The organism is Pseudomonadota bacterium, from assembly GCA_039193195.1.
Lineage (GTDB): Bacteria > Pseudomonadota > Gammaproteobacteria > Steroidobacterales > JBCBZW01 > JBCBZW01.
Window position 1 is genome coordinate 35939 of record JBCCWS010000026.1, and the last position, 22546, is coordinate 58484.

The following is a 22546-nucleotide window of genomic DNA, read 5'->3' on the forward strand; positions in this document are numbered from 1 at the left end:
CGGGGTTCGACAAGCAGCCTTCACTACACACGGCTGCCCGTGGGCTAGCAACGATCGCCGGATTCAGATGACCTAGCACTTGCGCTCGCCTGCCTCGGGCCCGAGAAGTTGAGCTTGCGCCCGCCTAGGCTCAACACGCGCAGGAACTGGACTACTCGCAGCGGGGCACTGGTTGCGGGCGAGCCCTGCCGTTGTAGCGCGTGACCCAGCAGCGCTCGTAGATGGAGCAGTAGCACAGATCGAGCTGCATCGCCCACACGCGAGGCATGAATTCGTTTAAGGCTTGCTCGACAGCTTCTGAGCGCTGCCAGTCCATTTGGAGCGCGGGCTGGGACTCACCGGCGCCGAGCAGGTAGCCACCAAGCGCACCGCTGTAGCTCTCGGTCCAAGGGTCGTCCCGCAGCGTGTCGGGTCGGGCTGTAGCTCAAGGAAGTTCTGCGCACCGGCTAGGGGTCGGTCGTCCATACGTCATTGCGCCGTATCCACGTAAGCTGGCCCAATCGCTACGTTAGTCACCTCGAGCTTGAACCGTCGCACGGGCCTGCCCTGGCGGTTCTCGGCCGTGACGTAAGTGGTACCGATGCGCAGCACAGGGACGACGTCGGCATGCGGTTGGTTGCGCCCTATGCGTGCCTGATCCCACGCGACGTATAGCGCCACCACCGCCACGAACAGGGCGACCGCATTCATCAGATCACCGGTTCGGGAGCGCTTCTCGCCCGCCATCTCCCCCGTCCGTGACGCTCAGCGCGCCTTGCGCTTAGGCAGGTACAGATCGGTGATCGTACCTTCGAACACCTCCGCCGCCATCGCCACAGTCTCCGACAAGGTGGGGTGAGGATGGACCGTCAAGCCAATGTCCGCTGCGTCACAGCCAAGTTCGATGGCCAAACCTGCCTCGGCGATGAGATCGCCTGCGTTCGGGCCCACGATTCCGGCCCCCAACAGCCGGCCACTCGCGTTGTCGAACAGCAGCTTGGTGAACCCTTCGCTGCGATTGATGGCCAGGGAGCGCCCGCTCGCGGCCCAAGGGAAGTTGCCCTTCCCGTACTCCACACCCTCAGCCTTCAGCTGCAGCTCGGTCTTGCCGACCCAAGCAACCTCAGGATCCGTGTAGGCGACGGACGGAATCACACGCGCGTCGAAGAACGATTTCTCACCCGCTGCCACTTCGGCCGCCACCTTCGCCTCGTGGGTGGCTTTGTGCGCCAGCATCGGCTGCCCAACGATGTCGCCGATGGCGAAGATATGCGGCACGTTGGTGCGCATCTGGCGATCGACGTTGATGAAGCCGCGCTCATCGACGGCGACGCCGGCCGCTTCGGCGTCGATCAAGGCACCGTTCGGCTTACGGCCCACGGCCACCAGCACCCGCCCGTACACCTGTGGCTCTGGCGCACCTTCTGCGTCGAAGGTGACCTTCAGGCCAGCGTCCGTACCCTCCGCGGCGACGACCTTGGTGCCAAGCATGATCGCTTCGTAGCGGCTACCCATCAGCTTGGCCAGGGGCCGCACGAGATCGGGGTCGGCGCCGGGCATGAGTCCATCGGTGAGCTCGACGATACTCACCTTCACGCCGAGGGCGTCGTAGACGCTTGCGAGCTCCATACCGATGATGCCGCCACCGACCACCAGCATGCGCTCGGGTAGCTCCTCGAGCTCAAGGGCATCGGTGGAGTCCATGACGCGCGGGTCGTCATGATCGATGAAGGGCAATCGCACCGGCTCACTGCCGGCAGCGATGATGCACTGCTGGAACTCGACGCGGGTGGTGCCTTCATCGCCCACTACCTGGAGGGCGTTCGGCGAGGCGAAACGACCATAGCCGTGCACCACCCGCACCCCACGCTTGTTGGCCATCTGATCGAGCCCCCCCGTGAGGCGGCGCACGATGCCGTTCTTCCAGCGACGCAGGCGATCCGTATCGATCTCCGGATCGGCGAAGCGTACACCGAACTCGGCCATCGAATGGGCCTCTTCGATTACCTTGGCCGCGTGTAGCAGAGCCTTCGAGGGAATGCAGCCCACGTTGAGGCAGACGCCGCCCAGGTTCGGATCGCGCTCGATGAGCACGACGTCCTGACCGAGGTCAGCGGCACGGAACGCAGCCGTGTAACCGCCGGGACCTGAGCCCAGGACGACCAGATCCGCTTGCACCGTCGTCGCATCGCTCATCCGCGTAGGTCCTCCGGCAGCAGGCCTTGCACCTCTTTCAAGATCTCGCCCAAGCGCACCGTGAAGCGTACGGCCGCTGCACCGTCGATCACTCGATGGTCGTAGGACAGGGAAAACGGCAGCATTAAACGGGGCTGGAATGCCTCGCCGTCCCAGACAGGCGCCATCGCCGAGCGCGACACGCCGAGTATCGCCACTTCCGGAGCATTGATGATGGGCGTAAAGGCCGTGCCGCCGATGCCACCGAGGCTGGAGATCGTAAAGACTCCACCCTGCATCTGATCGGCCTTCAGCTTGCCCTCGCGGGCGAGGCCCGCGAGCGTGCCGAGCTCCCGTGCGATATCGAACAGATCGCGCTTGTCGGCATCCTTGATCACGGGCACGACGAGGCCATTAGGCGTGTCCGCCGCAAAGCCGATGTGCGTGTAGCGCTTCATAACCAGGGCATCGCCGTCGAGGGACGCTTTGAACACCGGGAACTCATCCAGAGTCAGAGCACACGCGCGCACCAGGAAGGCGAGCGGCGTAAGCTTCGCCTCGCGCTGCGCGGCCACCGGCTTGAGGCGTTTGCGCGTCGCCTCCATGTCCGTGATATCCGCTTCGTCGAACTGCGTGACGTGCGGCAGATTCACCCAGCTGGCGTGCAAGCGCGGGCCCGAGATCTTCTGGATACGGGTGAGCGGCTCGCGCTCGACCTCGCCGTACCTGGCGAAATCGACCTTGGGCACCTCCGGAAGCGACGCCTCCGTGGCCACCGGGGTAGCGCCGGTGACGATGGACTTAACGAACCCCTTCACATCATCGGCGGTGATACGCCCTTTTAGGCCGCTGCCTTTAACCAGCCCGAGGTCCACGCCGAGTTCGCGGGCAAAGCGCCGAACGGATGGGCCTGCGTGGGCGCGGGCGAAAGCGCCCTCATCAACCGGCGGCAACGACGCCGCGCGCTTGGGGGCAGGTGCTGGCGTCGACGCGGGCGACGGTGCCGCTGGCGATGGCCCGGGCGCGGCGGGTGCGGTGCTTGCTGGCCCCACGGCATCGAGATGGATGATCAAATCGCCCGGCGAAACACGATCGCCCACCCCCACGTGCAGGGCAGCGACACGGCCTGCAGACGGTGCCGGCACGTCCATCGCGGCCTTGTCTGTCTCTAAGGTGATCAGGGAAGCCTCTGCTTCCACCTCATCACCGGGCTTGACCAAGACGTCGATGATCTCCACATCGGTGAAATCACCCATGTCGGGTACACGAACTTCCACTCCGGGCACGACCACCGGCTCGTTGGTGGCAGGTGCCGTCCTAGCGGTGGCCGCCAGCAGGCTGCCCTCGTGCGGCGCTGACGCTGTGCCCGCCCCGTCGGCGTAGGTGATCACGAGGTCGCCCTGGGACACCTTATCGCCGGTCTTGACGTGCACCTCGCCCACTACGCCTTCTCGCGGCGCGGGTACGTCCATCGCGGCCTTGTCCGTCTCCAGCGTCATCAGCGCTTGCTCGGCGTCGATCTTGTCGCCGGCACTTACCAACACGTCAATCACATCCACCTGGGCGAAGTCGCCGATGTCAGGCACGTACACCTCTTCGCCGCTGCCTGAGGCCTGCGCAGGGGACGCAGGCGTGGGCGCGGCGGTAGCTGCCCCCTCTGCGAAGGTGACGACTAGGCTCCCCTCGGACACCTTGTCGCCGGTTTTCACGTGCACCTCAGCCACCACTCCAGCGTGCGGTGCGGGCACGTCCATCGCCGCCTTGTCTGTCTCGAGCGTGAGCAGTGGCTGCTCGGCCTCCACGTTGTCGCCGGGGTTTACCAGCACGTCGATTACGTCGACGTCGGTGAAATCACCGATGTCCGGCACGCGGACTTCACGATCCTCAGTTGTCACGTCAGCCCCCTTGCGTTCAGGACAGCCACGGCGCTGGCCGGTTGGGATCGATCTCGAAGCGCTCGATAGCCCGCGAGACGAGCCAGCGCTGCATGCGCCCTTCGTCAGCCAGGGCCTTCAAGGCGGCGAGAGCGATGTAGCGACGATCGACCTCGAAGAAGTCGCGCAGCTTGGCGCGCCCGTCGCTGCGACCGAAGCCGTCCGTGCCCAGGCACACGTAGCGCCCTGGCACCCATTCACGGATCTGATCGGCGAAGGACGCCATGTAGTCGGTGGCGGCGATGAAGGGGCCGCTGCGCTGGTCAAAGCACGCCTCCACGTGACAGCGCTGCGGCGTCGTCTCCGGACGCATACGGTTGTTGCGCGCAACGGCTAGGCCCTCGCGCCGCAGCTCCGTAAAGCTCGGCACGGACCACACATCCGCAGCCACACCAAACTCACCCAGTAGCTCGGCGGCGGCGATCACCTCGCGCAGGATGGTGCCGCATCCAAGCAGCTGCACGCGCAGCTCGCCCTGTTGACCTTCCTGCAGCAGGTACATTCCCTTGACAATGTCCGCCTCGGCGCCGGCGGGTATGGCCGGATGAACGTAGTTTTCGTTCATGCAGGTGAGGTAGTAGAAGACGTTCTCGTCCTCCTTGATCATCCTCCGCAGACCGTCCTTTACGATCACGGCTAGCTCGTAGCTGAAGGTAGGATCGTAGGAGACGCAGTTCGGCACGGTGGCCGAGAGCAAGTGGCTATGCCCATCTTGGTGCTGTAGACCTTCGCCTGCGAGCGTGGTGCGCCCCGCTGTGCAGCCGGCGAGGAAGCCGCGGGACTGCATGTCACCCGCCGCCCAAATGAAATCGCCCACGCGCTGGAAGCCGAACATGGAGTAGAAAAGGTAGAAGGGGATCATCTGGATGCCGTGGTTGGCGTACGCCGTCGCGGCGGCGATCCACGAGCAGAGCGAGCCCGCCTCGTTGATGCCCTCCTCTAGGATCTGGCCCTTCTTGTCCTCGCGGTAGTACATGAGCTGATCCGCATCTTGCGGGCGGTACAGCTGACCGACGCTCGAGTAAATGCCGAACTGGCGGAACATGCCCTCCATGCCGAAGGTGCGTGCCTCGTCGGGCACGATCGGCAGGATCCGTTGGCCCACCTCCTTGTCCCGCATCAGCTGCGTGAGGATCCGCACCAGGGTCATGGTGGTGGAGACCTCGCGATCGCCCGAGCCCTTGAGCTGTGCGTCGAAGGGGTCGGGCGCCGGCACTTGCAGCGTCGGCAGGGAGATCGTGCGCTGAGGCAGGGAACCGCCCAACACCTTGCGCCGCTGCATCAGGTAGCGATGCTCGCGACTGTCCTCGGGCGGACGGCAGAAGGGCAGCTTGTTGATCTCGTCATCGGCCACCGGGATATCGAAGCGATCGCGGAAGTGACGCAGTGCGTCTTCGTCGAGCTTCTTCTGCTGGTGAGTGGTGTTCTGCCCCTCACCGGCCGCCCCCATGCCGAAGCCCTTTACGGTCTTGGCCAAAATCACCGTGGGCGCACCCTGCATGCGCGAAGCCGCCGCGTACGCCGCGTGCACCTTGAGCTGGTCATGGCCGCCGCGGTTCAAGCGCCAAATGTCCTCATCGGACATATTGGCCACCATCGCCTCGAGCTCGGGGTACTTGCCGAAGAAGTGTTTACGCACGAAGTCGCCGCCGTTGGCCTTGAAGGCCTGGTACTCGCCGTCGACGGCCTCTTCCATGCGCTGGCGCAGGAGGCCATCGGTATCGCGGGCCAGGAGCGGATCCCAGCGCGAGCCCCACAGCACCTTTATGACGTTCCACCCGGCACCGCCAAAGCTGGCCTCGAGCTCCTGGATGATCTTGCCGTTGCCGCGCACGGGACCGTCCAGACGCTGCAGGTTGCAGTTGATGACGAACACAAGGTTATCCAGGCGTTCGCGCACCGGCAGGGTGATGGCGCCGAGGGATTCGGGCTCGTCCATCTCGCCATCGCCTAGGAAGCACCAGATCTTGCGATCGGACGGCGGCACCAAGCCGCGGTCCTGCAGGTAGCGGGTGAACCGAGCCTGGTAGATCGCCTTCATGGGGCCGAGGCCCATCGACACGGTCGGGAACTGCCAGAAGTCTGGCATCAGGTAGGGGTGCGGGTAGGAGCTCAAGCCCCCGCCACCCACTTCTTGGCGGAACGAGCGTAGCTGCTCCGCACTCAGGCGCCCTTCGAGGAAGGCGCGGGCGTAGATGCCCGGTGCCGAGTGCCCCTGAATGAAGATCATGTCACCCGGATGGTTCTCGCTCGGCGCACGCCAGAAATGATTGAAACCCACCTCGTAAAGCACGGCGCTTGAGGCGTAGGTAGCGATGTGGCCGCCCAGCTCGCTGTTGGCGCGGTTGGCCTGCACTACCGTAGCCATCGCGTTCCAGCGGATGTAGGCGAGGATGCGCTTCTCGACCGCCAGATCCCCGGGATAGGGATCTTGCTGACCAACTGAAATCGTATTCAGGTAAGCCGTGTTGGGGCTGTAGGGGAGGTATCCGCCTGAGCGCCGCGTGTGATCGATGAGCCGATCAAGCAGGTAATGTGCCCGCTCTGGCCCATGCACCTTGAGGACGGAGTCGATGGACTCCAGCCACTCCCGTGTTTCCGCTGGATCAAGGTCCTGCGACGTATGGTGTTCCGACATACGCTCCCCGCAATATTCGGATACTGAAAGCTAGAGGAACCGACCAACGCTTCCGTTTAGCTTCGGGCCCTTGCGCGGCGTCGCAGGCCGGTGAGCGAGCGCGGTGCAAGGTCGCCGCGTCGGTGGTTTGAGCATGCCGGTGAAGCGATCGTGGTCGGTCGAATTGCCGCCATCCACCTGCTAGCATGCGCATAACGCGCGGCGCTGTTCGAAAGCGGCGCCATCATTACTTTTTGCCTCCTAGCGGTCAAGAAATCCTTATCGTGCCCCTGCAGCTCCCCGCATCTCCGCGCATCGAGGCCACACACCATCGTTCCCCGCTCTCGGAAGCCGACATCGCGCAATGTGATCACCTCGTCATCGCCCTGCCGAGCAGCACGGCCCAGGGCGACGGCTGGCCCGAATTCCCACACCAGTCCTTGGTGCGCAGCCTTCTGGAGCGCCTGACGGAGGTGGGCGAGGCGAGGCGCGTGCACGCGGTGTTGCCAAACGCGAACGCCACTGGCCTTAGCGCAGGTTTCGTGCCAGCGGGCGAGGATGCCTTCGCCAGCCTGACGGCGGCGCGCAAGCTCGTCGCCGACGTCGCCCGTCAACAGGTGGCCAGGGTGGCGGTCGTCGCACCGGGGTTCTCCGCCCAGGAGCAGGCCCAAGTGCTGAGCGCTATCGTCCGCTCGCTGGCCGCCGCAGCCTTCGAAATGCCGTCGGCGAAGCAGGCCCCGCGCAGCGACAGCAACCGCGTCCTGCTGGAGCACATTGACACCTTCAGCCCTACCCAAACACTCGATTACCGGCGGGAGCTGGCAGAGGCCCAGGGCAACGGCCTCGCCCGCTGGCTATCGGCCCTACCCTCTAATGCGCTTACGGTCCAGGGCTACCTCGAGCGGGTGGAGACCCTCGCCGGCGAGCTCGGTTGGGAACTTGAGGTGTTGCGCACGCAGGAGCTGGAGGCACTCGGGGCGAACGCATACCTGGCAGTCGCCCAAGGCAGTCGGGGCCACAGCCCTTCGGAGCCCGCCCTGATTCACCTGCGCTACCGACCGCCGGGCGGCAGTGTTCCCAACGCGCCCGCGGAACTGGCGCTGGTCGGCAAGGGCATCTGCTTCGATACGGGCGGTGTCAACGTCAAGCCGGCCCAGTACATGCAGACCATGAACGAGGACATGGGCGGCAGCGCCGCAGCCCTCGGCACCCTGTACACAATCACCGAACTGGGCTTACCGATCGCCGTCGACGCCTGGCTAGCGCTTGCCGAGAACGCCATCGGCCCCGCGGCGTACAAGCCGCAGGACCTGATCACCGCGGCCAATGGCACCACGATCGAAGTGGTGCATACGGATGCCGAGGGGCGCATGGTGTTGGCCGATACGCTGCACCTAGCGGCCCGCGAGCAGCCTGCCCTGCTAGTCGATCTCGCCACCCTGACGGGCGCTTGCGTCAACGCCCTCACCACCGCTTACAGCGGCGTTTTCGTCAACCGCCCCGAGCTGCAGGACATGCTGGTGGAGGCGGGGCGCTCCAGCGGTGAGCGAGTCTGGCCATTCCCGCTCAGCGCTGACTTCGATCACGCCCTGGAAAGCGACTTTGCCGACGTCAAGCAATGCACTATCGATGGCCGCGGCGACCATATCCTCGCGGCTCGCTTCCTCGGTCGCTTCGTCCCCGACAGCATTCCCTGGGTACACATCGATCTTGCCGCCTCGCGCCATAAGGGTGGCCTTGGTCACGTCCCTACGGATGTGACAGGCTTCGGCGTCCACCTACTAACGAGCTTGCTAGTCGACCAGATGCTGACAAGTGCCGACGAGGATGGGCAGGCCTTCTGATGGAGCTCACGATCACGCGGCCCGACGACATGCACCTACACGTGCGCGACGGAGCCGCCCTGGCAGCCGTGGTGCCGCACAGCGCCGCGTGCTTCAATCGCGTTGTGGTCATGCCGAACCTCGTGCCACCGGTCACAGACGTGGACGCGGCGGCCGACTATCGCATGCGCGTGCGAGCCGCCGTTCCGGCCGCGCGCAAGGCCGACTTCGAACCGCTGATGACCTTGTACCTCACCGATCGCACGAGCGTACAAACCGTGCGGGAGGCGAGCACCCACGCGTGGATTGCGGGCTTCAAGCTGTACCCTGCCGGCGCCACCACTAACTCCGATTCGGGCGTGTCGCGCATCGAGGCGATAGAACCGGTGCTCGAGGCGATGGAGGAGCACGGCGTGGCACTGCTGGTCCACGGCGAAGTCACGCACGCCGAGGTGGATGTCTTCGACCGCGAAGCAGCTTTCATCGATCAGGTGCTGAGTGGCGTGCGCGAGCGCTACCCCCGCCTTCGCATCGTGTTTGAACACATCACGACGGCAGCTGCCGTGGCCTTCGTGCGCAGCTGCGATCGGGCGACCGCGGCCACTATTACGCCTCAACACCTGCTGCTCAACCGCAATGCCCTGTTCAGCGGCGGCCTGCGCCCGCACATGTACTGTTTGCCCGTGCTCAAGCGCGAACGCGATCGCCAAGCGTTGGTGGAGGCAGCGACCAGTGGCGATCCGCGCTTCTTCCTTGGCACCGACAGCGCGCCCCACGCGCGCAGTGCCAAAGAGTCAGCGTGTGGCTGCGCCGGTATCTACTCGGCCCACGCCGCCATCGAATTCTATGCGGAGGCCTTCGAGGAGGCGGGTGCACTCGAGCGGCTGGAGGGCTTTGCCGCCCACTTCGGGGCTGACTTCTACGGCCTGCCGCGCAACCGCGAAAGGATCACCTTGCGCCGCGAACCCTGGCAGGTGCCCGCCGCCTACCCCTTCGTGGAAGACGAGTCTTTGGTGCCCCTCGGCGCGGGCGAGACCCTCTCGTGGCGCTACGTCAGCGACGGCATAAGCGGCTAGTTCTGAGCGCATGGCTATCCCGTCCGACACACCCCCGACGGAGCCTGAGGCGACGGACGCCCCGGCGACATCCCAGGCGGGGGTGATGGCGAGTCGCTTTCGCGGTTTCCTGCCGGTGGTGGTGGACGTGGAGACCGGGGGCTTCAACGCTGCCACCGATGCGCTCCTGGAGATCTCGGCGGTCACCCTGCGGCTGGATGAGGATGGGCTGTGCGAGATCGACGATACGCTCAGCTTTCACGTGCAGCCCTTCCCAGGCGCCAACCTAGAGCCTGCCTCCCTGCAGGTGACCGGCATCGATCCGGACCATCCCCTGCGCCCCGCCCTGCCCGAGCGCGACGCCCTGACTCGCGTGTTTCGCGAGGTGCGTCGGCTGCTGAAGGAAACGGGATGCCACCGCGCCATCCTGACCGGGCACAACGCGGGATTCGACCTCGCCTTTCTGAACGCTGCCGTCGCCCGGTGCAACCTCAAGCGCAACCCGTTCCATCCCTTTAGCTGCTTCGATACGGTGACGCTGGCCGGCGTGGGGGTTGGACAAACCGTCCTCGCCAAGGCGATGGTAGCGGCCGGTCATGGGTGGGACAACGCGCAGGCCCACTCGGCGACCTACGACGCACGCCAAACGGCGGCGTTGTTCTGCACGATCGTGAACCGCTTCCAGCCGGTCTACCAATCGTTCATGGACGCCGACCACGAGGCGTGATCGGCGCCCGACGCCGGCCCACGCGCTTAGGCGCTGGCAGCTTCGCCCAGCACCTGCTTCAGCTCACCGCTCTGGTACATCTCCAACACGATGTCGCAGCCGCCGATCAGCTCGCCGTTCACATACAGCTGCGGGAACGTCGGCCAGTTCGAGTAGACCTTCAGTCCCTCGCGAAGCTCCATATCCTCGAGGATGTTGACGTGCTCGAAGGACGTGCCCAGGGCGCGCAGGGCCGCGACAGTCTGCGCGGAGAAGCCACACTGGGGAAAGTCTGGCGAACCCTTCATGAAGAGCAGCACGGCATTGCCGTCGAGTTGCTGCTTGATTCGTTCGTTGATGTCCATGATGTCTCCTCGGAAAAAACGCTGGTTGTGGGCCCTCCGAGGGCCCGTGCAAAAAGGTCTAGGCGCCGTCCAGGGCCAGGCGGTCGACCACACGGGTGACGCCGCTGGTGGCAGCAGCGATCGCCACGGCTCGCTCACGCGCCGCTGGCGTCGCCACGCTGCCGTTTAAGGTCACCACCGTGCCGCTGGCCGTCGCCCGCACGTTTTGGGCGTCTTGGCCACCGTCTGCGCTCAGCGCATCGTTGACGGCAGCTGCGATCTCCACGGCCTGCTGCGCCTTGGCATTGGGGTCCACGGCCCCGGTGACGAGTAGGGTGGCACATCCGCTCGTGCCCGCAAGGAGCAAAGCGCCGATGAGCGCCGCACGCAACGCTCGGCACCTAGGCACCGGCGCGAGATTCCTAAGAGAGCTCACGACTCACCTAGCGTAGTGCAATTCGGGAAGCTGGTGACTCATGCAGGCACTCCTCACGGGTTGAGTCTTCAAGATCGGGACGCGAGTATACCAGCGCCTTGCAACACCACCGGCGCAGGCCCCGCCCAAGCACGAGGATTCGCTGCATGATCAAGACAATTTCGCCCCAGTTGCCGTCACTTCCGCCAGGAATCCCCCCCCAAGTGGCCAGTGCGATCGCCGAGGATCTAGGCCCGGGCGATGTCACCGCGGCCCTGGTGCCCGTCGACGCCACGGCACGTGCTCGGGTGATCTCCCGGGAGCCGGGGGTGGTGTGCGGCACGCCATGGGTGGATGAGACCTTCGCGGCGGTCTCCGACGGCAACATCCGCGTGCGCTGGCACCTGGGCGATGGCGAGCGTTGCGACACCGACTCGCCCTTGTGCGAGATCGAGGGCCCGGCGCGCGCCCTGCTCACGGCGGAGCGCACGGCGCTCAACTTCCTGCAGACCCTGTCAGGCACCGCCACCGCCGCACGGCGCTATGTGGATGCCTTGGGCGAGAGTGCCTGCCGCCTGTTGGACACGCGCAAGACCCTGCCCGGCCTTCGCCTAGCGCAGAAATACGCGGTGCGGTGCGGTGGCGGCTCCAACCATCGAATTGGCCTGTTCGATGGCGTCTTGATCAAGGAGAACCATATCGCTGCTGGCGGCGGGATCGGTCCGACCATCGCCGCAGCACGTGTTGAGCGCTCTTCCCTCGCCGTCGAGGTTGAGGTGGAGTCCCTGGAAGAGCTGGCCGAGGCGTTGGCCGCGGGCGCCGACATCGCCATGCTGGATAACTTCTCGCTGAACGACATGCGCACCGCGGTCGCCCGCGTGCGCGAGGCTGCGCATCCTCTTCGCCTAGAGGCGTCTGGGGATATCACCCTGGAGAACGTGGCGCAGGTCGCGGCCACCGGCGTGGACTTCATCTCGATCGGCGCTCTCACCAAACACGTGCGAGCCCTCGACCTCTCGCTGCGCATTTTGCAGGTGAGCTGAGCTTCGCTTGGCGTCAGCCGATGGGCGTGGGTTCGTCCATCGCGTAACCCTGGGCGTAGTCGACGCCGATCTCGCGCAGCATCTGGCAGATCGCATCGCTCTCTGCGAACTCTGCGATTGTGCGCTTACCCATGAGGTGGCAAATATCGTTGATGGAAACAACCATACTGCGATCAACGGTGTCGTTCTCGATGTTGCGAACGAAGCTGCCGTCGATCTTCACGTAGTCCACGGGGAGGTGGCGCAGGTGGGCGAAGGACGCCATGCCGGAGCCAAAGTCATCGAGGGCAAAGCGACACCCGCGCTGGCGTAGGCCGGTGATGAAGCGCTGCGCCTGGGCGTAGCTAGCTACCGCTGCCGTCTCGGTTATCTCGAAGCAGAACTTCTCGCCGGGCAGGTTGTGGCTATCGAACTGCTCCATCAGGAAGGGCAGGAACTTGTCGTCGGCTAGGCTTTGCGCTGATAGGTTGATCGAGCAAACGGCGAGGGCGTCGAGCTCGTGGGGATTGGCGAGGAGCCAGCGAAAGGCACGGTTGATCACCCAACGGTCGATGCTCGGCGTGATGTTGAAGCGCTCGGCAGCTCGAATGAAGCGCGCCGGGGAGACGGGCATACCGCCGTCCTCATCGCGCAGGCGCAGCAGTAGCTCGTAGTGCTCGCCCTGTTCGGCGCGCTCGGTGAGCGGTCGAATAGACTGGCGGTAGAGGTCGAAGCGGTTCTCCTCCAAGGCCGTGGTGAGTCGCGCCACCCACTGCATCTCCCGCCGCCTCGACATTAGGGCGACGTCGTTCACCTGGTAGGCGTGCACTCGGTCTCGGCCCGCATCCTTCGCTGCCTGGCAGGCGACATCCGCCGCCGCCAAGAGGCTGGCCACGGTTTCGCTCTCGCCGGTGATCGGCACGATCCCCACGCTGACCCTAAGGGAGTAGACGTGTTCATCCCAGCTGAAGCGAAAGCCGCGCACTTCCTCGCAAAACGCTTCCGCGGCGCGCATCGCCTCATCCAGGGTGGCTCCCTCCATGAGCACGCCAAACTGGTCGCCACCGAGGCGCGAGGGCGTGTCGCGCCAGCGAACCTTCGTCTTCAGCAAGGAGCCCAGCTGGGCGAGCAGCGCGTCGCCGGCCGTGTGCCCGGCGTTGTCGTTGATGACACGGAACTGGTCGATGTCGATGACGCACAGGGCGAACCGCCCCTCCCCCGCGCGTACCGTATCCAAGGCCGATTCCAAGCGCTGCTCGAACTCGTGGCGATTGACGAGCCCCGTGAGCACGTCGTGGCTGGCGTGGAAGGTGAGGCGACGCTGTAGCTCGCGAGACTCGCTGACATCGTGGAAGACCAGCACGCCGCCGGACATGGCGCCGCCGCGATCGCGAATGGGCGAAGCGGTACTCTCGATAAACAGCTCCCGGTAGTCGCTAGTACGGATGAGCAGCGTGGGTCGGATCGACTTGATCGAGCGACACTGGCGAATCGCAAGGGCGAGGGGATTCTCAAGTGGCTCGCAGGTCTCCTCGTGGTAGGTGCGGAACAGCTGGTCGATAGGTCGTCCGAGGGCGTCGTCGAGGGACCATCCGGTCAGATCTTCGGCCACGGGGTTCAAGTACTCGACGCAGCATTCCGAGTCCGTGCGTATCACCCCATCGCCGATCGACTGAAGGGTGATGAGAACGCTCTCCTTCTCTCGCCGTAAGGCTTCCTCGTAGTGTTTGCGCTCGGTGATGTCGAGCTCCACGCCCACCAGGCGCTTGTGCCGATGCTGCCCAGTGCCGCTAGCTTTGGCGCGGCTTTGCACCCATATCCAATGGCCGTCGCGATGGCGCAGGCGATGCACGCTCTCGAACACATCCGTGCGTCCATCGAGGTGCTCCTTCAGCTTCGCCTGCACGTGGGCGTAGTCCTCGGGGTGCACCAAGTTGCGCCAGTCCGGGACGTTATCGTCCAGCTCGTCTTCGCGATAGCCGAGCATCTTCTTCCACCGCGGGGAGAAGTGCGTTTGCTTGTGCCGCTCATCGAAATCCCACACGCCATCGTTGGCCGTCAGCGCCTCCAATTCCTCGCGCTCGCGCACGGAAGCGAGCCGACGCGACACCCGCAGTCGCTCCAATCCGGCCGCCAGCGACGCGCCTAGCAGGCGCATCACCAGGCAGAAACTCGCTTGCCACCTCACCGCGTCTTCGCACGCGAGGGCAGCGAAACCGATAGGTCCCTCGCTGCCGTGCAGGCTGATCAACACGCAGGCCCGTACGTTGGCTTGGGACAACCAATCAGCTTCCCGCTCGGTGCCCTCGGTCGGCACCAGACAGTCGTCCATTTGCAGGTAGCCACCGGCGATCGCCAGCTGACGGTGAAGCTCGGGCATGGCCTCGAGCTTGCGCCCGAGGAGGTGGGCAGGCTTGATACGGGATCGAGGCTCGACGGACTCGAGTGCGGTCGCGAAGGTCTCCCCACGCGCGTCCAGCAATCCCACGAACATCGCGTCCGTATCGACAGCTTTGCGCACGTCTTCGAAGACGCGGGTGATCGCCGGGGTCAGCTCTTCGGAGTCGATCTGGGACAAGGCGATCGACGCTTGTGCAAACACGGGTGCGATCCCCTGTTCGCCCCCGGCGGGCACTTCGGGTGCGCGCGGGTTATTGCGCACGGGGAACAGGCGCTTGGCCTCCGTGCCTCCGCGACCCGCACGGCCGGCGGATCCTTCGCCTTCTCGTTCCGTGCTTTCCACCCTCAGCTCCCTCCGCTGTCGGTGCTTAGGTGCCACCGGTAGGCGAAGTCACACGACGCGCCTCATGCTGCAAGCGCACAATGCACCTCACCTCAAGCGGCTAAACAATAACAGGCTTTCTTGACTGAGGCCTGAAGTAACGTGACGTACGTCACAGCCGCGCCGTGGTCGAAAGACCACACTTGACGCCTCAGGGCCGGGACCGGCCTTCCGCCGCGAGAGAGCACACCGATGAGTGATCGCCGATTCGACATCGAGACCGTAGTACTCACGCGCGAGTACCTGGAAACGGTCCACGGGCGCATGACCTTTTCGGACGCCGAGGACGGCGAGGAGGCCGTGCTGCTAGGCGAGTCGACCTCCCTAGAGACCGCGAGCGACCAACCGATCGAACCCCTCGCCAGCTGATAAACAGCTGATCGCGCGAGGGAAGCCGCCGATCGAATCCTCGATCGACGGCCGCGCGCGAGCTACTCGGCGCTCGTGACGATCTCGAGCAACTCCACCTCAAAGGTCAGCACAGCGCCGCCGGGAATGCGTGGCGGTGCTCCGCGATCGCCGTAGGCGATGTTCGACGGGCAGGTGAGCTTGGCCTTAGTGCCCACTTTCATCAACTGCAGACCCTCGGTCCAACACGGGATGACCCCGTTCAGCGGGAAGGACGCGGGCTCCCCCCGGTCGTAGGAACTGTCGAAGACCGTGCCATCACGCAGGGTGCCGCGGTAGTGCACGCGCACCGTATCCGTGGCGGCGGGCATCGCGCCAGCACCGGCCTGCACCTCGCGGTAGATCAGACCTGAGTCCGTGCTGGTGGCGCCGTCCGCAGCCTTGGCTTCCTCAAGCGTGGCAGCAGCAGCAGCCTTCTCCTCTTCGATCACCAAGGCCACGCGCTTATTGCGCAGCTCCTGCACCTTGGCCTGGTACTCCTGGGGCGAGACCACGGGCTCGTTTCCTTCCACCCGGTCGCGAAGGCCCGCCATGACCATCTTCAGTTCCGTCGCGCTCAGCCCAAACGGGGTTAGGGCCTCGCCAAGCAGGAAGCCAATAGCGTAAGTGGTCTTCTCGTCCTCGCTCTGCGGCTCCTGGGCCACGGCCATCGGCGCAGCGGCGATCGCTCCGGCCAGCAGTGCGGCCGAAAGGGTGCTCAGACTCTTCATGAATTCTCCAATGGGTTGGGTTGAGGCGGGTTGAGGTCCGCCTTTGGGAAAATCGAGCTTCCTAGGGCGCAGCGCGCTGGCACACCCAGGATTCACTTGAGATCGCGGGCGCGCAAGCGGCCGCCCGGAGCCGCCCATAAGCCGAGGCCGCGCACAGTACCCGCTTGTGACAAGGGACGCCACAGTACGCTTCTCACCAGCGTTCCCGGGCGGCCCCTCACATATTAATTTTCGGACACGCGCCTGAAATAGTACTGAAATATTACTTTGTTCTAATCCGCCGCGTCGCAGCGGATCGCGGCCGGCAGTACGTCTCTTCCGGTACCTAAATCTGGCCTCCCCGCTGGTCCATGTGTCGGTGCGTCGCTCAAGGAAAACGACGCCTCGACCGATGAACCGCAACGTTAGAGGCCCCCATGATCAAGTCGTTCCTCAGCCGTCCGGCGATGTGTGTCCAGGTGCTGGCACTCGCCGCGATCTCGCCCGCCTTCGCGGACGACGAACTCGCGGTGTACACCTTCAATAACCGCCAGCCGGGCGTCGGGCTGACCCTCGTCCTCGACGGTCAGGAGACCACCACCGTCGGCAAGGATGGTGCGGCCTTCTTCGATCTTTCCGAGGGCGTGCACAGCCTGCAGGTACGCGACGGCGAACAGAGCCTCTACAGCTTCCGCTTCACCACCGCCCGAGGCCAGCAGGTGGACGCCCTGATCACTTTGGGCGACGACACGACTCACCGGGTAGAGACCTACTCCCCGTCCGAAAGTGCCGAAGACAAGCGTGACGCCCCGACCGGTACCCTCAGCGGCACGGTCAGCGCCGCCGCCGGTGGCCTCGCCGGCGCCAGCATCGTGGTGGAAGACACGGGCGAGCTGCTGCTGGCGGACGCCGACGGCCGCTTCAACGTGACCCTGCCCCGCGGCGAGTACCGCTTGACCGCCTACCACCCGACCGACGATCGCACCGCCTCGCGCACGGTTCGCGTGGTGTCGGGGGTGACGCGCGGCGTGGGCCTCACCATCCGCAACCAGTCGGCGCTGGATGTGCAGGCGCCCACCCTGAGCGGCATCGAGGAAGTGGTGGTCGTGGCCACCTTCGACCCGAACGCCTTTGAAGCTTCAGAGCGCGACACGAACCAGATCATCGACACCCTCGACATTGAGACCCTCTCGCGCTTCGCGGACACCAACGTGGCCGCCTCTGTGGTGCGCGTGCCGTCCGTGACCGTGCAGGACAACCGCTTCGTATTTATTCGAGGCCTAGGCGATCGCTACATCAGCACCACCCTGAACGGCGCCACCATGCCGAGTACGGATCCGGCCAAGCGCACCGTGCCGCTGGATCTGTTCCCGAGCAACTTCGTTAACCAGCTTGACATCCGCAAGACCTTCATCCCGGGCATGCCCGGCGAGAGTACGGGCGGCAACCTGGTGATCAACACCCGCACCTTCCCCACGGAACGCTCGGGGCAGTTGCAGGTGCGCATGAGCGCCACGCCCGGCGTCACCGGCAACGATGTCTTCGCGGATCCCACGGACGGCGACTTCGACTACTTCGGCTGGGACGCGGGTGCCCGTGAGGCCCCGGTGGCTGTGGAAGCGATCACCCAAGCGCTCAACATCGGCACGGTGACGGACTCCAACACCGGCGGCGTCTTCCAGATCAACGACACGGTGGAGCGCGAGCTGCGTCGGGTCGGCGGCCTACTGATCAGCGACAACCTCGACCTCGAGCTCACCAACGCCGCGCCGGACACGCGCATCGGCGCCAACTACGGTGACGTCTTCGACATCGGCCGTGTCGAGCTCGGCATCTTCGCCGCCGGCAACTTCTCCAACCAGTGGAGCCAGCGCAACGACGGCGTGAGCAACACCTTCACGCCCTCCGGCGACGACCTGAACCGGTTCCGCTTCCAGGAATACACCAACAGCATCGACGCCAACGCTCTGCTTTCAGTGGGTCTGAACGTCGGCCAGCACACGATCGAACTCAATAGCATCGCCTCGCGTGCAACGGAGAACCGCGTCGTGCGTACGGTCGGCCAGGAAGGTGACGAGTTCCAGGCTCGCTACCGCAACACCATCGATTGGGTGGAGCGCCAGTTCCTGTCCCAGCAGATCGCCGGTAACCACTCGCTGGTCGAGAGCGGCGCCGTCTACCTGGATTGGCAGTTCACCGCCAGCCAGGCGCGCCGCGACGCTCCTGATCGCCGCGAGATCACCTTCAGCGCGGATCAGTTCCAGACCGACCCGCAGTCGTTGCTCGATGGCTTCGATCTCGACCGCCTGAACGACGATCAGGACGTGGAGCTGAATGGCTTCTTCCTCGAGTCGAACGCGCTGGTTCGCCGCTACGACGAACTGACTGATAACAACTTCGACTTCTCCACGTCCCTGGGCTGGGATCTGATCGACAACGGCAACAGCTTTGCCAGCCTGCAGATCGGCGGCCAGATCATCTACCGCGAGCGTGACTCCGACTCGGACACCTACGGCTTCAACCTAAACCAGCAGAACGTCGAGAACCTGATCACCGAAGAGATCCTGGTCAGCGACATCATCACGGAAGAGACGATCACCGGTGACCCCGCGACGGGCTTCACCTTCCTCGATCGCACCCTCGCCAGCGACAGCTACGAGGCGGAGCTCAACTACAACAGCATCTTCGCGACCTACGATCACACCTTTAACGACCGCTTCCAGGTGGTGATCGGCGCGCGCTACGAAATGTACGACCAGACCACCGACACCTTCTCCCTGCAGGGCGCCGGCGAGGCCGTACAGTCGCGCATCGACGAGGGGTCGTTCCTGCCGAGCTTCAGCTTCAACTGGTTCGCCACCGAGGCCCACCAGTTCCGCTTCGCGATCTCGCAGACCGTCGCACGACCAGACTTCAAGGAATCGGCCAACGCCACCTTCTACGATACGGAGTTCGACTTCCGCGTGCGCGGCAATCCGAACCTCGAGATCTCGGACATCCTCAACGTCGACGCCCGCTGGGAGTGGTACCCGAACGATCGCGATAGCTTGTCCGTCGCGGCCTTCTACAAGGACTTCGACAACCCCATTGAGCGCGTCGTGCAGCAGGCCTCAGGCACCGCGGGCAACTCGCGCACCTTCTCAAACGCTGACTCCGCGTTCCTCTATGGCGCGGAGATCGAAGCGCGTAAGGAGTTCCTGATCAGCGACGACTACGCGCGCTCCTTCTTCCTCGCGCTGAACGCCAGCTACATCGAATCGGAAGTTCAACTGCCGACGCGCACGCGCGCCCTGCAGGGTCAACCCCAGTACACCAGCAACCTGGTGCTCGGCTTCGACCACGCGGGCTACGGCCAGCAGGTCACGATCCTCATCAACCAAAACGGCGAGGCGATCCGCGACGTCGGCATCCTCGGCAACCCCGACGTGATCGAAGAGCCGCGCCTTGACATCAACCTCGTGTACCGCTGGGACATCAGCGATAGCTTCACCTTCCGCGCCAAGGCGAGCAACTTGCTCGACGATGAGGTGGAGTTCACGCAGGGCGGCAGAACATTCTTCGCTTACAAGCGGGGAGTCGAATTCCAGCTCGGGGCAGACTGGAACTTCTAATTACCGAACGGCCCTATTGACCTTACGACTTCTCTTGCCACTACCACACTATTGGGAAAGGACTCATGGCACGTAAACTAATGCTCATGGCGGCGCTGCTGCCTTCTCTTGCGGCTCTGTATGGCTGCGCCGAGGGCGACCTCGCCACTATCACCATTGACGCGCCCACTGAGAACGTCACCAACAACACCGACGGCGGTGGCGATTCGGGCGACGCGGGCGATACGGGCGGTCAGCCCGGCGACGTGTCCACCAACTGCCCGGCCTTCTCCGGCGCCAAGCCGATCAACGCTGACGGCAACGACGTCTGCGCCCTGCCCGCGGTGATCTCCGAGAGCCAGACCCTCACGCCCGACGTGATCTGGCTGATGGAAGGCACGGTCACCGTCGGTAACGGCAACAACGAGATCGACGAGAACGGTGAGCTCACCAACGGCAACCCGCTGCTGAACGTCGTGCTGACGATCGAACCTGGCACCCAAATTCAGGGCGCCACCGGCACCTTCGCCAACATGATCATCACCCGCGGCAGCCGCATCGAAGCGGTCGGCACGGAAGCGGATCCGATCATCTTCAGCTCCGACGATGCCGGCCTCGACGGCTCCGGTGAGTGGGGCGGTCTGATCATGCACGGCTTCGGTGAGCACAACCAGTGCGACACCGTGCAGATGATCTGCAACATCGACTCCGAGGGTGAGTCCGGCTTTGCCGGCGGCTTCGTCGCCGACGACAACAGCGGCACCCTGTCCTACGTGATCGTGGCCGAGGGCGGCTTCGAGTTCTCCCCGGGTAACGAGATCAACGGCATCTCCCTGGTCGGCGTCGGCTCCGGCACCACCATGGATCACATCCAGGTGCAGGGTAACTCGGACGATGGCATCGAGTTCTACGGGGGTGCCGTAAACCTCAAGTACGGCGTGTTCACCGACAACCTCGATGACTCAGTCGACTGGGACGAAGGCTTCGTCGGCAACCTGCAGTTCATCATCGTGCGTCAGTCCGAGAACAGCTTCGGTAACGCCTTCGAGATGGACACCCAGGGCAACCCGCTGCCCCTGTCCAAGCCGACCCTCGCCAACGTGACCGTGATCGGCCACGGCGTGGAAGGCGATGAGACCGAGATGCTCGTGTTCAAGGCCGGCTCTGGCGGCTTCTTCCACAACACCGTGCTGACCGTCGACGATGCCAACGGCACCATCGACAACTGCCTGCTGATCGAGGGTGCAGACTCCGAAGCACTCATCAATACGGCGCTCGTGGTCAACAACTGGGTGGCAGACTGCCAGGGCGGCGCTGGTGTAGGCGTGATCGGCAACGACACGCTGGACGCCACCACCATCTCGGCGGTAGAAGCGCAGCTCGACATGAACCTGGCCTCGCAGGCACCGGAAGCGCTGCTCGCCGAGCCCCTCGACTGGGTGGCGATCAACGGCATCTTCTCCGAGAGCCTGGCCGACGTGGACTTCCTGGAAGCGACCGACTTCATCGGCGCGGTGAACCCGGACGGCAGCGACGTCTGGTGGGCCACCTGGACCCTCGACGGCACGCTCTAAGCTGATCGGTCCTCGGACACAACCGACCTCGCAGGGCCGCCCACTCGGGCGGCCCTTTGCGTTGTGGGACTCAAATGACAGGTGCCCGCGCCCCCCGCCCGTCGAACCCGGACCTTTTGGTCGAGCTTGTGCCTGGCGTCTCGTTGTTTTAATGTATTAACACGTTAATACACGCGACCTCCCCTATGAAAGCCAACCGACGCCTCAGCCCCACCCAGGAAGACGCCGAGGAACAGGCGCTCTACGCCGCCATCCTGACTTTGCGCAACGCGCAGGAATGCCAGCGCTTCTTCCGGGATCTGTGCACCCCAGCGGAGCTGCAGGCACTGAAAGACCGCTGGCACGTGGTGGGCCTGCTTGAAGACGGCCAGGCCTACCGCACCATCCAGGCGCAGACAGGTGTGAGCGTCACCACCATCGGCCGCATCCGCCGCTTCCTAGACGAGGGCTTCGGCGGCTACCGGATCGCGCGAGATCGCATGCAAGGAAATACCGAGTGAGCACTACCCCTACGCCCCCGAGCAGCGAACGCCTGCGCATCGCGCTGCAGAAGTCGGGCCGACTGGCCGACAACTCGCGCGAGCTGTTAGTGCGCTGCGGTCTGCGGATCAGCGCGAACCGCGACGGCTTGGTCTGGACAGGCGAGAACCTCCCCATCGACCTCATGTTGGTGCGGGACGATGACATCCCCACGCTGGTGGCCGACGGTCACTGCGACGTCGGCATCGTGGGGCAGAACATTGCCCGCGAGATCGCCTGCGAGCGTCAGCAAGAGGGCGAGGCCGGGGGCTACGAAGAGCTCCTGCCGCTGGACTTCGGCTATTGCCGCCTGAGCCTTGCCAAGCCGGTCGAAGCTCCCTTCAAAACGTTGAGTGACCTCGCCGGCAAGCGTATCGCCACCAGCTACCCCGCCTCCCTACAGGCCCACCTGAACGAGCACGGAGTGGATGCGCAGGTCGTACTACTCTCAGGCTCCGTCGAGCTAGCGCCTCGCTTAGGTAAGGCAGATGTGATCTGCGACCTAGTCTCCACGGGGGCGACGCTCGCTGCCAACGACCTAGTGGAAATGAAAACTTTACTCGAGAGTAAGGCAACGCTGATTCGAGCGACACGCCCCTTGAGCGAAAGCTCGGAGACCCTCCTAGCGCGCTTACTCAAGCGCATGCAGGGTGTTCTGCGCGGCCGCGAGAGCCGCTACATCATGCTCCACGCACCGCGCGATCGCCTGGCCGAAGTGCACGAGCTTCTGCCGGGTGCCGAGGCCCCGACCGTGCTCACCCTGGATGGCCGACCGGACCGGGTCGCGGTCCATGCGGTGTGCAATGAACAGGTGTTCTGGGAGACCTTGGAAGCTCTCAAGGACGTTGGTGCCAGCGCCATTCTGGTGCTACCGGTGGAGAAGATGCTGGCGTGAGCCCGCGGGCTCCACCGCT

The 22546-nt window shown here is 64.7% G+C and carries 17 protein-coding genes; 9 read left to right on the forward strand and 8 right to left on the reverse strand.

Annotated features, from left to right (window positions below; all coding sequences use genetic code 11):
- Positions 1-468: 468 nt before the first annotated feature.
- Genes AAGA68_18005 through aceE form a run of 4 tightly spaced genes read right to left on the reverse strand, consistent with a single transcriptional unit; the run spans position 469 to position 6726 of the window.
- Complete coding sequence (locus AAGA68_18005) at positions 469-726, reverse strand: hypothetical protein (protein MEM9386961.1); 258 nt, start codon at positions 724-726, stop codon at positions 469-471.
- Between the two features lie 18 nt (positions 727-744).
- A complete protein-coding gene (gene lpdA / locus AAGA68_18010) occupies positions 745-2175 on the reverse strand; it encodes a dihydrolipoyl dehydrogenase (GenBank protein ID MEM9386962.1) in 1431 nt (476 codons plus the stop codon).
- Positions 2172-4049, reverse strand: a complete 1878-nt coding sequence (locus tag AAGA68_18015; protein ID MEM9386963.1) for a 2-oxo acid dehydrogenase subunit E2 — start codon at positions 4047-4049, stop codon at positions 2172-2174. The genes lpdA and AAGA68_18015 overlap by 4 nt, the downstream gene beginning before the upstream one ends.
- A gap of 16 nt (positions 4050-4065) precedes the next feature.
- A complete protein-coding gene (gene aceE, locus AAGA68_18020) occupies positions 4066-6726 on the reverse strand; it encodes a pyruvate dehydrogenase (acetyl-transferring), homodimeric type (GenBank protein MEM9386964.1) in 2661 nt (886 codons plus the stop codon).
- Between the two features lie 263 nt (positions 6727-6989).
- On the opposite strand from aceE, the gene AAGA68_18025 reads away from it, so the two are divergent.
- The 3 genes from AAGA68_18025 (at position 6990) to rnt (ending at position 10310) form a co-directional block, all read left to right on the forward strand.
- A complete protein-coding gene (locus AAGA68_18025; protein MEM9386965.1) occupies positions 6990-8549 on the forward strand; it encodes a leucyl aminopeptidase family protein in 1560 nt (519 codons plus the stop codon).
- Positions 8546-9604: a dihydroorotase gene (pyrC, locus tag AAGA68_18030; protein MEM9386966.1), complete on the forward strand. Its 1059-nt coding sequence runs from the start codon at positions 8546-8548 to the stop codon at positions 9602-9604. Before AAGA68_18025 ends, pyrC begins: the two co-directional genes overlap by 4 nt.
- Before the next feature lie 85 nt (positions 9605-9689).
- Complete coding sequence (gene rnt / locus AAGA68_18035; protein MEM9386967.1) at positions 9690-10310, forward strand: ribonuclease T; 621 nt, start codon at positions 9690-9692, stop codon at positions 10308-10310.
- A gap of 26 nt (positions 10311-10336) precedes the next feature.
- Here the strand turns inward: rnt and grxD are convergent, their stop codons facing one another.
- Together grxD and AAGA68_18045 are read right to left on the reverse strand one after the other, a co-directional pair.
- Positions 10337-10654, reverse strand: coding sequence for a Grx4 family monothiol glutaredoxin (gene grxD, locus AAGA68_18040; GenBank protein MEM9386968.1), 318 nt, complete (start codon positions 10652-10654; stop codon positions 10337-10339).
- A 58-nt stretch (positions 10655-10712) separates the two neighbouring features.
- Complete coding sequence (locus AAGA68_18045) at positions 10713-11024, reverse strand: BON domain-containing protein (protein ID MEM9386969.1); 312 nt, start codon at positions 11022-11024, stop codon at positions 10713-10715.
- A gap of 191 nt (positions 11025-11215) precedes the next feature.
- Here AAGA68_18045 and nadC point away from each other — a divergent pair, with 191 nt between their 5' ends.
- Complete coding sequence (gene nadC, locus AAGA68_18050; protein ID MEM9386970.1) at positions 11216-12091, forward strand: carboxylating nicotinate-nucleotide diphosphorylase; 876 nt, start codon at positions 11216-11218, stop codon at positions 12089-12091.
- Between the two features lie 13 nt (positions 12092-12104).
- On the opposite strand, the gene AAGA68_18055 is transcribed toward nadC, so the two are convergent.
- Positions 12105-14813, reverse strand: a complete 2709-nt coding sequence (locus AAGA68_18055) for an EAL domain-containing protein (GenBank protein ID MEM9386971.1) — start codon at positions 14811-14813, stop codon at positions 12105-12107.
- Positions 14814-15044: 231 nt separating this feature from the next.
- Here AAGA68_18055 and AAGA68_18060 point away from each other — a divergent pair, with 231 nt between their 5' ends.
- Positions 15045-15221, forward strand: a complete 177-nt coding sequence (locus tag AAGA68_18060) for a hypothetical protein (protein MEM9386972.1) — start codon at positions 15045-15047, stop codon at positions 15219-15221.
- A gap of 62 nt (positions 15222-15283) precedes the next feature.
- On the opposite strand, the gene AAGA68_18065 is transcribed toward AAGA68_18060, so the two are convergent.
- Entirely contained in the window at positions 15284-15970 is a 687-nt protein-coding gene (locus AAGA68_18065) for an FKBP-type peptidyl-prolyl cis-trans isomerase (GenBank protein MEM9386973.1), read from the reverse strand.
- 416 nt (positions 15971-16386) lie between these two features.
- On the opposite strand from AAGA68_18065, the gene AAGA68_18070 reads away from it, so the two are divergent.
- The 4 genes from AAGA68_18070 to hisG all read left to right on the forward strand — a co-directional run bounded on the left by AAGA68_18070 (position 16387) and on the right by hisG (position 22527).
- Positions 16387-19560 (forward strand): TonB-dependent receptor, encoded by a 3174-nt coding sequence (locus AAGA68_18070; GenBank protein ID MEM9386974.1) that lies wholly within the window; start codon positions 16387-16389, stop codon positions 19558-19560.
- Between the two features lie 65 nt (positions 19561-19625).
- Entirely contained in the window at positions 19626-21113 is a 1488-nt protein-coding gene (locus tag AAGA68_18075; protein MEM9386975.1) for a hypothetical protein, read from the forward strand.
- Positions 21114-21298: 185 nt separating this feature from the next.
- Positions 21299-21613, forward strand: coding sequence for a YerC/YecD family TrpR-related protein (locus tag AAGA68_18080; protein MEM9386976.1), 315 nt, complete (start codon positions 21299-21301; stop codon positions 21611-21613).
- Positions 21610-22527 (forward strand): ATP phosphoribosyltransferase, encoded by a 918-nt coding sequence (hisG, locus tag AAGA68_18085; protein ID MEM9386977.1) that lies wholly within the window; start codon positions 21610-21612, stop codon positions 22525-22527. The genes AAGA68_18080 and hisG overlap by 4 nt, the downstream gene beginning before the upstream one ends.
- The last annotated feature ends 19 nt before the right edge of the window (positions 22528-22546 follow it).